The 11587-nt window shown below is 43.4% G+C and carries 4 protein-coding genes; all 4 read right to left on the bottom strand.

Annotation, left to right across the window (positions count from 1 at the left end; translation table 11 throughout):
* Positions 1–749: 749 nt before the first annotated feature.
* On the bottom strand, positions 750–2675 hold the full coding sequence (locus BACCELL_RS15180) for a sialate O-acetylesterase (protein WP_007212756.1): 1926 nt from the start codon (positions 2673–2675) through the stop codon (positions 750–752).
* Between the two features lie 30 nt (positions 2676–2705).
* On the bottom strand, positions 2706–5213 hold the full coding sequence (locus tag BACCELL_RS15175) for a glycosyl hydrolase 115 family protein (RefSeq protein ID WP_044153908.1): 2508 nt from the start codon (positions 5211–5213) through the stop codon (positions 2706–2708).
* 307 nt (positions 5214–5520) lie between these two features.
* Positions 5521–7980: a glycoside hydrolase family 31 protein gene (locus tag BACCELL_RS15170; protein ID WP_007212754.1), complete on the bottom strand. Its 2460-nt coding sequence runs from the start codon at positions 7978–7980 to the stop codon at positions 5521–5523.
* Between the two features lie 103 nt (positions 7981–8083).
* Positions 8084–11203 carry a two-component regulator propeller domain-containing protein gene (locus BACCELL_RS15165; protein WP_044154040.1) on the bottom strand — a complete coding sequence of 1040 codons (3120 nt, stop codon included), beginning with the start codon at positions 11201–11203 and terminating at the stop codon, positions 8084–8086.
* Between the last annotated feature and the right edge of the window lie 384 nt (positions 11204–11587).

The following is an 11587-nucleotide window of genomic DNA, read 5'->3' as shown; positions in this document are numbered from 1 at the left end:
AGTCCTTGAGAATGGAGGGGTTATATGGCAAAAGAAATATGCTGACAGATGAAGATAGAGTAAAGGGAAAACCTGTCAGGCTACTTACGTAATTTGAGCAAAATGAGCAGCTTGAGCGAAATGGGCAATATGACAAAATGTAAATCGTGATGTCTGAGGTTGCTTTCTTTCGTACCATTAGTTGCCGTGATACAAAAAAAGCAAGGATTACCTGTTAGGCGAATGCAGTATGATTTGTAATGGTAAAAGGAAGCGCATTTTAGAAAGAGATTCCTTCTTATTTCGTTCTTATTAATTGCGCTTTGATCGTATTTTCTTCAAATATGATTATTTGATTCCGCCACTTATCTTCTTTGAAATAGAAGAATATTACCTGCTTTTCAGAAAGGCTACACCCTTTTTGGGTGATGGTGTCACCTTTTGGTAAGGATGGTGTAGCCTTATGGGGCAAAAGGTGTAGCCATTTCTCAAATTATATCAGCCGTTTAGGGAGAATAGATGATCTGATTGATTAGAATAGATCATGTAATGGAGCAGAATAGACCATCTGTAGCATAACAATAGATGATATGAATCAGATAAAACAAGGTTTTATCCTTCTGGAAGTAACTTTCTGATTGGGACCTTTGTTATTAATAATGAAAAAAAACAGATGTATTGCAACGAAATACATCTGTTTCACTATCTTATTGTCATATTGCACCGGGCGCGTAAATTCCGGTGTTTCTCAGTCAATCAAGTTTAGGGAATCATGGAACATCCATTTGAAACGGCGAAGCCGGAAGTCCCGCCTTATTCTTCAAATTAGCCTCTTGCGGATTATCATCCCAAGCATAGCGAACCTTTGTGGGCTGAGCAATCCCTTCACTCCAGACTATCACTTTATTGCCTTCCACGGTCGCCTCAGCCCATTTATAACGTCCGTCCGTTCCCGCCAATGCAAAACCTTTAAGTTGAGCTACAGGCATTAAATCATCCGTTCCCGCCTCAAAAGATAGAATGACCTTTCCTCCCTCAATAGCGGCGGCAGTGCACAGCGGACCACTATGAACTATATCTTTGTGCCCGTATACTTTCTTCTTGACCTGAAGCGCCACTCTCCTTGCCAGTTCCTTCTTATTCAGCGGATGAATATCATTCCACTCTCCTAAGTCTATTGCCACAACCAAAGAGGTATTAGGTAACTTCAACGTCACCTGCCGCTGTGCTTCACGCATACCTGCCCAACCACTTTCTACAGGCTGCTGATGCGTCTGCATAAAATTGGGTAGCTGCATTATAAAGAATGGCAAGTCTTCATCTGCAAATTTCACCCGCCAGTCTTTGAGCATGGCAGTCAATAAAGCTTCATATTCACCCGGACGTCCTGCATTCGATTCGCCTTGATACCACAAAGCTCCCTTAAAAGTAAGATTCCTCAAAGGAGAAATCATGGAATTATACATACCGGTCGGAATGTTCTGAAAAGATACACCTCCTCTTCCGGCAGGCATTTCACAACCCAGCCTATACTTCCACTGTTCGGACAAGCGAACCGTATCCCCATCTATCGCCATGCAATAGGGTTTACCTTTTACAAAACTGGGACGACCACCGGAATTAATAAGACGTACCGTAACCAGATTCTCTCCCGCTTTCAACACCGATGCAGGAACTTTATAAATGCGCGGCGGATATTGATAAGAAGTAGTGCCTACAAAAACACCATTCACATACACAGAGTCCGCATTTACCATACAGCCTAAACGCAATATGGCATCTTTATCAGCCTGCTCGGCTGTAAGGCGAATGTTCTGCCGGAACCAGTGCGATCCGCTTACCGGATAACCATCCTTGCTGCCCAACTGATAAGAAAACATATTCACCTCCTCCCAGTCGGAATCATTCAATTCCGGTTCATACCATTTAACCGGAGCATGAAGGCCTTCATCACCTTTATATAAAGAGAGGCTCCAGAATCTCGACATCATTCCTCCCGCTTTATTCATCAAGGCCTTGTATTCGTCGGAGTTATAGATATCCCGCTCGCGCAGGTTCTTCGGAAATGCCTGAAGCGCATCTTCACTCATCCAAGCTTCAATGGAACTTCCTCCCCAACTGGAATTGATAATGCCGACAGGAACTTTCGTCTCATTATACATCTCTATTGCAAAAAAGTAAGGCAATGCGGCATAAGACTGGGCAACCTGCGGATTCAACGCTGTCCAGTTCATTTGGGATATGTCTTCTTTGGGACCATGCAAATCATTACCATAAGGAGTCTTGGCATAGCGGACCATTGAATTCTCGTAAGTAGCAGTCTCTCTACCGAACATATCCGCTACACGCGCCACCGTCAGTTCCATATTCGACTGTCCCGAGCACAACCATACATCTCCTATCAGGATATCCTTCACTGTCATTTCGTTCACTGTCAGCTCATAAGGGCCACCGGCCTTCATTGCAGGAAGTGTTACCAGCCATTTGCCATTTTCATCGGCTACTGCCGTGTATTTCTTCTTCTTGAACGTGACAACCACATTCTCACCCGGATCAGCCGTTCCCCATATTTTTATGGGACGTTCACGTTGCAATACCATCCCATCCGAAAGAACGGATGGGAGTTTCACTTTAGCCTCAGCCAACACAGAACAAATGCAGGCCAGTACTATCAATAAAGCAAATCTGTATTTCATAATCTTTTTTTTAGGAGTTATGGGAGTTCCTTAAAAACATTCCCTTCTCACAGAACTCTCCGGCGCTCCCAGGAAAGAAGGTTTCAAACCTCCGAAGTCAATCATTATCTTCTGCATGACAAGTGCCGGGTCAAGCGGACGGATGCGCAAGGTATGCTTTTCTTTCTTATCAAGCAAATGTTTCGTTTGGGTAGTGATGATGTGCTCCGCCTGCAATCTGCCAAGTTCACCTTTATAATCACCGTTGATGTTGACTATCTGTTCGTCACCGCCATCCAGTGAAATCGCATATCGCAGTCCTTTATAATCATTGAAATTCAATGTCGAAGAGAAACGTACCATAACTGTTGCTTCACCACTCTTCTCCGTTTCAAAATCATATTCCAGATACATATCTTCGCTCGGAGTAGCTGTGGAAGGCAAAGTAGTGACGGCTGACAAGGTACGTCCCAGGTTAGGGATCGTAACCCAATCAGCAGATGTACCATTTGCTGAACGGGTATAATGTTCTGCTTCAATAGATATATATCCATCCTTTTCTACAAACACAGGTGGTGCAGGAGCTATACGGGGCTCGGGTACAAAGGTCACTTTAGGCATTATATTGCGCTTCGGATCATTCCAAGATCTATATCCGATGTGAGTCTGATCCATGATATGATTCCATTTGCCCCCACTCATTACATGATTATAATGATAAGTCAGCACGGAGTCGCGCTCGAAACAAGCACGTGCCTTATCCGCCCATTTATTGGCTTTCACATCATTGGCCTCTGCCAGTTTACGGTTCATTGCCACGGCATAGTACATATCATATAAGTTGGAACATGCCTGTATTGGGAAAAGTACCAGTTGGTCGAAAGCATCCCGGTATTCGGCAGGCATCAGATAATAAAGTTTCAAGGCATCCAGACACAATGCAGCGTATTCATCTTTTACACTTTGCCATTCGTTATAATTTTCCAGGCTGTAAGTCCGATCATTCAACATTTCCGGAGTAACCCTACGGTTGTATTTAGTATAAGTGTCGATCAGACGAGCTGCTTCTTCGGCATAGTATCCGCCAAATTGCTGACGACAGAAATCCACCGTATGCTGAAACAGATTATTTTCATTGAAACGTTTCGGTTCCCAGGCCATATCTAAAAAGAAGGTGATAGGATATTCCATCGGCTTCAAGTCACCTACGTTCACCACCCACAATTCGCGCACGCCATAGTCATAGGTCAGCATCATCTGCTCCCACGTGCGTTGTATCTGAGTAATATTTATCCATTTGGAGTTACGGGGAGCCCCTACATAGTCGAAATGATAATACATGCCGTAACCACCTTTACGAGGCTTCGCTTTCAAGTCGGGCAATTTACGTACATTGCCCCAGTTGTCATCACAGAGCAGCAACGTTACATCGTCGGGCACTCGCATACCTTTATCATAATAATCCTGCACTTCCTTATAAAGCGCCCATACCTGCGGAGTTTCTTTAGCCTTCTTACCGGTTACCTTCTCTATGATTTTCCGCTGATCTTTCACGATATTCTGCAACAAGGAGATATTGGCATCTTCGCTCATCGGTTCATCGCCGTCGCCACGCATAGCAAGGGTGATCACCGCTTCCCAATCCTTGCAGCGTTCCATCCCCTGCTGCCAGAAGTCGCGCAACACGGCACCGTTCGTAGTGTAATTCCACTCTCCTTTTCCACGACGTTTCCAGTCTTTTTGAGCCTGTCCCATCGGTTCATGATGGGAAGTACTCATCACAATTCCCATCTCGTTGGCCAACGGACCGTTCATCGGGTCATCATCGTAGAAAGCACTGTTCCACATGGCAGGCCACATAAAATTTCCTTTGAGGCGAAGCACCAGTTCGAACACCGTTTCGTAGAACTTACTATTGAACCCACCAAAGGTAGCAGACGCCCAGCCGCCTAAGCTGGGCCATTCATCATTCAGGAAAATACCGCGGTACTTCACTGCCGGTTCACCATCGGTATATACACCTTCTTTAATAGATATAATATCATGCTTCTCCACCGGAACATCTGCCCAGAAATACCAGGGAGAGACACCCATCTGCCGGGAAAGCTCGTAAATACCGTAAATAGTTCCCCGCTTGTCACTACCAGCAATGACAATTGCTTCTTCTACTCCTTCCACGGGCTGCTTCACCGTCTGAAGAATGTACTTCTCACGTTTCCCTTTCAAATCTGCAGCTGGAATCTTTCCTGCCTGCATCAGCTGTTTGATCCAGGAACTATTTTCAACAGAACCGATAATCAGCATACGATTACCGGATGGGGAATGAATAATTTCCGGAGTAGCACCTGTCACTTTACCTGCATCTGTCTGCAAATTAGCAACAGCCCTCAGTACACCTTTATCTTCCTGCAAGTCTACCAGTATCGGATACGCCTTTCCTTGCTGTATCCAGGTAAAACCATTACTCTCATTTGTCACAAAACGCTCTGCCGCCGACAAAGAGGGAAGTAACATGAAACTTACTAAACAATAAAAAATCCAACTAATTCTTGTTTTCATGGTAAGATACTTTTTAATTAACCTTCGTTTTGTACAAAGATAGTTCATTACAAAGTACTTTTCGAATCTTCGTGTTCCCATTTGCTACGGTCAATGTTACATCCCGTCTTTTCATGTTACATAAACTTACATTGATGTAACATCCGCTCAAAAAATGGCTCTGGTCGGCCCTAAAACTGCATCTTACCTTTGATTTACCTCCATCACTCATGTCCCCTGGCCTTGGCCTATCATCAATGCCGATGATGCCCACCATCAATACCATTGATGATAGGCATCACACTCAAAGTAAAGTTACTCCATCTGGTCAGAGTTTTACCGTCACCTTCTTTCCTGTATAAGTAACCGTCTTGCTGTTGCCGTCCACTGTCTTCACCGTAAACTGGCGTTTTTCAAGCATGCCGTTATATTTTCCCTTGCGTGCGCCGATAGTGAGCGTACGGGAAGCATTATTCCATGTCATAGGAATTTCCGTATATGCTCCTGATTCATAGTTATAATTATCAAATTCATCTTCGTAAAGAGTGAAACTGCCATTCGCACCTACATACACTTTCAACTCAAGATTATCCCAGGCTTTTTCTGTCGCATATTGCACATCGGGACCGATGGGAACAATACTTCCGGCTCTGACGTAAAGTGGAATCATATCAATAGTCGTTTCTCTTGATATTTCCTGGCCGCCATCATATTTCTCATTAGTCCAGAAATCATACCATACAGTACCTGCGGGCAGATAAACCTTTGCAGTTTTCTTTGTAGTGAAGTCTACTGTCATGCTGCCTTTGCTCTTATTTTTATTGTCATCCCTGTCCCAGCCTGTCTCTTCCGATGCAGTAGCTGCCACTTCCGGAGTATATTGCGCTTCCACAATCGGAGCCACCAGGATGGACTTGCCAAACATATATTCGTCATTCATGTCCCACACCTTCTTGTCATCGGCAAAATCCATCATCAACGCACGCATAAAGCTTGACTGCTTATTGGTGACCTGCCAGGAAGTAGAATATATATAAGGTAACAGAGAATAACGCAAACGGATAGCTTTTTCGATAGCATCGTAAATGGGTTCTCCTTTCTTTCCAAACTGATAAATCTCTCTCGGAGCTTCCGTTCCGTGCGAACGCATCATCGGATTGAACGCTCCAAACTGTACCCAGCGTACGTATAATTCCTGATAGGACGGATTCTTTGTAGCCGATCCATCATTCCATCCCTTGTTGTAATGGCCTAAGAAGAAGCCCCCAATATCACTATTGAAGTTGGGATTTCCCGTAAGGGTAAAGTTTAGCCCGGCAGGTATCTGTTTACGCAATGATTCCCAGGTAGAAACGATATCACCCGACCATACATTACATCCGTAGCGCTGCTGCCCAGCAAATCCTGAACGGGTAAGAATAAACACACGCTTGTCTGAAGTCGTAGCGCGTTGGTGATCATAAACACCACCTACGGCCATCAACGGATAGGCACTGCGTACTTTGCGGAATGAACCTAAATAGGTAGGTGTATCAAAATCTTCGGGTTTTGCATCCAGATGATCTGGTTCGGTGGAGTCCATCCACCAACCGTCCATACCCAAATCATAGAGGCGGGTCAGATGTTTCCAGTAAATATCACGTGCAACGGGGCTGTAGGCATCATAAACTCTCACGCCCGACAGATAGTCTTCTCTGGGAGGCCACGTATCAGTGCCTGCAAGAGGCCAAGTCCTAAAATTAAACAATAGTCCTTTTTCATTCAGCTCCTTATAAGGCTTGGTCTGTGGACCGAATGAAGACCAGATCGTGATAATCATGTGCGCATTCTTTGCATGAATCTCATCCAGCATCTGCTGGGGATTATAGTAATTACCATCCAAAAATTCCATTGCATTCCACAAGTAGTTACTACCCCAGTACTGCCAATCCTGCACGATACCATCCAAGGGAATCTGTAATTCACGGTATTTGTTCAGTACGCCCAGTACTTCATTCTGACTTTTATAACGCTCTTTGCTCTGCCAGTAGCCATACGTCCACAAAGGGAACATGGGTACTTGTCCGGTAAGAGTACGCATTTGGGCAACTACGCCATCGGCATCTCCACCATACATGAAATAGTAGTCTGTGCAATCACCAACTTCCGATTCAAATGAAGTCTCATTCTCATCATCAGCAAAGTTAGTCGGAGAATAGTTATCCCAGAAAAGACCATAGCCTTTCACGGACTGGAAGAAGGTGATTCCGTCTTCCACATTGCCCGGCATCAGATACTTCCGTTGGTTACGTTGCGACATTTTTCCATTCTGAAGTATTCCTAATCCATATATAGCCTCCTCTTTTTCAAGCATAAAGGCCTGGCGAACTTTATAAGTGCCCTTATCGGCTTTGCCCTTATTCGGATAAAAAGAAGGGGTTCCCTTTTCTGCCAGTAATTCGTCGTTTTTTGTATCGGTGAAGCGTACCGTTCCATCGGTCTTGTTTAAAGTAACAATCATATCAGACGTTTTCAATCTGACATCATCTCCCTGTTCCTTAAAATCAATCTTAGTTTGTTCCGGCACCAATGTTACGGAAAGACTTTCTTTGTCCGGCATCTGATCCTTTACCGAAGGATACTTCACTATGCGGACAATAGAAGGAGAATAAAAAATAACTTCTGCATTGAAGTTTCCTTCCGCCACATTTACCTTTACACCCTGTGGCGTCCTATTCACATTTTGCGCCATCAGTAAACCGGATATTAAAAGAAATATACCGGTAATTCCTACTTTTACTTTTCTCATGATATTTCATTTAAAAATTGAATTATGAGGGCAAAAGTAGCCTGAAGCCTATAAAACACGTGGTACAAATGTTGCAAGAAGCAACAATCTCGTTGAAATGTGACTATTTCGGTTGTTCTTTCAGACTATTAACGTACTGCAAAGGACGCATACCAAACTCTTCCTGAAAACATTTACTCAGATAACTGGATGTACTGAATCCAACCCGGTCGGCAACTTCGGCCACCGTATGTCCTTCTTCCAAAAGTTGTGCGGCACGTTTCAAACGAATGGAACGGATAAAATTTGTCGGTGTCTTTCCTACCACTGAAACCAGTTTTCGATACAGCCCCGTGCGATCCATTCCCATGTCCCGACTCAATACCTCTACTGAATACTCGGGATTGTCCAGATTCTGTTCTACAAATTTTAAAGCCTTACGAAGAAACAATTCATCGGCCGCCGATAGCAAGGAGTTGTCCGGCGCAGCTTCCGGAGTTGCTTTCAGTTGTTCTTTCCTTTTCTCCTGTTGTTCCAGCAACTGGCGCATATTCATCAACAGTTCTTCCAAAGCCAACTCATTTTCAGCAGGCGACAGAGGGGACAGGACTCCTTCCGAAAGCTGGTCAACCAGTTCTTTCAGCTCTACGGCATTATTCTGTATTTCCTTCAATTGCAGTTTGGTTCTGCCTTCATCCGTATGTTTTAAAATGGTATCCAAGGGAGAGATTATACGATTGATAGGTTCTGCCAGTTCCTGATTGATGTTTTGCAGGAAAGTGGACTTCATTTCATCCAGTTTCTCTCTTTGTTCACGTACCAGTTTTCGGCGTTTGCGTCGTATATATACAAAAACTAGGGCGATCAAGCTTCCCGTTGCGAACAGGAAATAAGAGAGATAAGCATAAGTAGTTTTCCAAAACGGAGCTTTTACGGTTATTTCAATTTCCGCATATTTTCCCGTCCACGACTCACTATTATCAGCGGCTTGCACTCTGAAAGTGTAAGTGCCAGGCGGCAAGTCAGTATAAGTGGCAGTACCCTTACCATCGGAAGAGCGGATTTCCCGTTCCGAATAGTCAATACCCGTCAGTTGGTAACGATAATAGGTCTGTGTGGGATTGATATAATTCAAGGCAGAAAACTCTAAAGTGAAAAAGTTCTGATCATAGTTCAGAATAATCTCTTTGGTCAAGGTTATGGGGCGTTGAAGTATCCTGTTACCATGATACATTTTTCCACTTTCCACACGTTCACCAAACAGATCAAAGCCCACGAATAAAGGTGCGGCATACGCCCGCTCCATTGTGGTATGAAGCGGAACAAACTTATTAAATCCATTAATACCACCCCAGTAGAGAGTTCCATCTTCTGCGACAAAAGAGGACCGCTCGCAGAATTCATCCGTAATCACACCATCGTACCGATTGAAATTTGCAAACGAATATCGTATCTGTTCTCCCTCTCCCGTTACAGTGATACGTGTTATCCCGTTAGAAGTAGATACCCAGATAGCATGATCTTGTGTTTGAATGATGGAACGGATAGAGTTATTGACCAAGCCGTCCGTGGTATGAAACGTGTTTTGTTGTCCGGTAGCTATGTTGCAAAGCAACAACCCATCTTCCAGACCAATCCAAACTTGCTTTTGTCGGTCTACAAAGATGGAAGTACACACATGAAAACTGGGGTTAATGGTATATTCTTTTTGGGTACAATCATAAACAAACCAACCTTTCCGTGTAATGCCTGCTAAACGATCCTTCCCCAAAGATGCCAATTGGTAGACAGTCAAATTCTCCGTCTGAGGTAGTCCCTGCTCCTTTTCATATTGTCCGGTTTCGGGAGTAAATGTACCGAAACCCTGGTTTTCAGTACATAAATACAGAGTTCCGTCCGGTTGCCCCATAATGGAATGAATTGTCTGGCCGGACAACGGATAATGTCTGGTTTCTCCATCCGGCAGCATACAATAAAGTCCCTGTCCGACACTTCCCAACCAAGCACGTTGCCGACTGTCCTTAAACAGGGTATTGCAATTGACTGTGGACAATTCCTTAGAATATAAGTTTATGTCTCCATTAGAAAGATGATAGGAGAATAGTCCTTTCCGGGTCCCCACCCACATATTCTCCTGGTTTTGTGCTGCAATGCAAGTTACATAAAGATTCATATTTTCCGTAACGGGAAACAATGTCCTGCCAATATTCTGAAAACGGAAACGGTCCGGATGATAATACAGGATTCCCCGGTTCAAGGTCCCTACCCACATGCCACCTTGGCTGTCATTGTAAAGCGTACTCACTTCTGTATTTATATTGCGTCCGTCCACTAATTTCAAGGTTGGTATATATTGTTTTCTTTCCAGCCCCGCATCTATATTCCATAATCCTTTATGACAACTAATCCATATGCTTCCGTCTTTATCAACAGACAGGTAATTCAGCCAATAGCTTGTCTGCAACACGATGTTCCATTTTCTTCTTTCTACATCATAAGCCAACATTACCCCGCCTCTGTTACCATTGCATAACTGGTAGAAAGTACTCGTTCCCGGCACTACGTAAGATGTATTCCCATACACTCCTTCAGGAAGTTCATCCGACAGTTTCTGCCGATATATTTCCTTTTGTGACTCCATAGCGTAACAAATCAATAAACCGGAACGATAGAACAGATATAAGTTCCCGTCCAACACCCCAAGATCATAAACCTGATCGGTGGTATCTCCAATCAATGAAACACGATTCAGAAAAGTACTTGCCTGCAGAGTTGTCTTATCTATGCGTACCAAATCATCCTTATCCGTTATGACCCATAAATTCTTGGTCTTATCCATGAAAAAATCCTTCATCGGAGTATCTATCCCCCATAAAGCCAGCAAACTGTCCGGTCGCTCAATAAAACATTCACGTCCTATATCCACCACCATCAGTTGGCGTTGATTTTTAAGCCACATATATCCGTGAGCATCTATATATTCGTGATGAAATCCGGAATAGTCTGATAAACGGCAGATATCTTCCCGATCATAGTGCAGGTAACTGAAATTAGTACCGTCATATAAGTTCAGTAATCCTTCCGTAGTTATCATCATGCGCCCGTCCGGCAACTGAGTGATATTGCGCACCTTATTTCCGGACAATCCATGCGTTCCGTTAATTGGAGTAAAGACACAATGCTTTTCCGCAATACCGGATAGTGGAAAAATCAACAGAAGTAGCAGAATCAATATGTATTTCATAGCTTGGCATATACTTTTAGTATTGCAAATATACATCTTTATCACCATATAAATGAGGTTGTGTTTTCACAAACACAACCTCACAGACCTAAAAATAATTAACTAACCTAATTTGGTAAACCTATTCACTGAAAACTGAAGTTTCATTTTACCTTTACCTAATTTCCCTATATCATTTCTTTTTTTATTTCTGCAAATTTATCCAATCCCCTGGAATACATCTGCATCATTGCGCTACACGTATTTATACTGGTATTACATACTTTCTCATATCTGTTACATATACTTTCAATGATGTAACATAGCCACGCAGCATATGGATGTGGTATACAAATGAGGTATGAATGAAATGAATATTTCAATATTGAGGAGATGAGGTATAGA

The sequence above is a fragment of the Bacteroides cellulosilyticus DSM 14838 genome, assembly GCF_000158035.1.
In the GTDB taxonomy this organism is placed as follows: domain Bacteria; phylum Bacteroidota; class Bacteroidia; order Bacteroidales; family Bacteroidaceae; genus Bacteroides; species Bacteroides cellulosilyticus.
The sequence above is the reverse complement of the archived record's forward strand: the minus strand, read 5'-3'. Positions and strand labels throughout refer to the sequence as shown.

Coding starts and splice junctions, on each gene's coding strand:
- BACCELL_RS15180 (WP_007212756.1), bottom strand. CDS start 2,675: ATGAAATACAGATTTGCTTTATTGATAGTACTGGCCTGCATTTGTTCT.
- BACCELL_RS15175 (WP_044153908.1), bottom strand. CDS start 5,213: ATGAAAACAAGAATTAGTTGGATTTTTTATTGTTTAGTAAGTTTCATG.
- BACCELL_RS15170 (WP_007212754.1), bottom strand. CDS start 7,980: ATGAGAAAAGTAAAAGTAGGAATTACCGGTATATTTCTTTTAATATCC.
- BACCELL_RS15165 (WP_044154040.1), bottom strand. CDS start 11,203: ATGAAATACATATTGATTCTGCTACTTCTGTTGATTTTTCCACTATCC.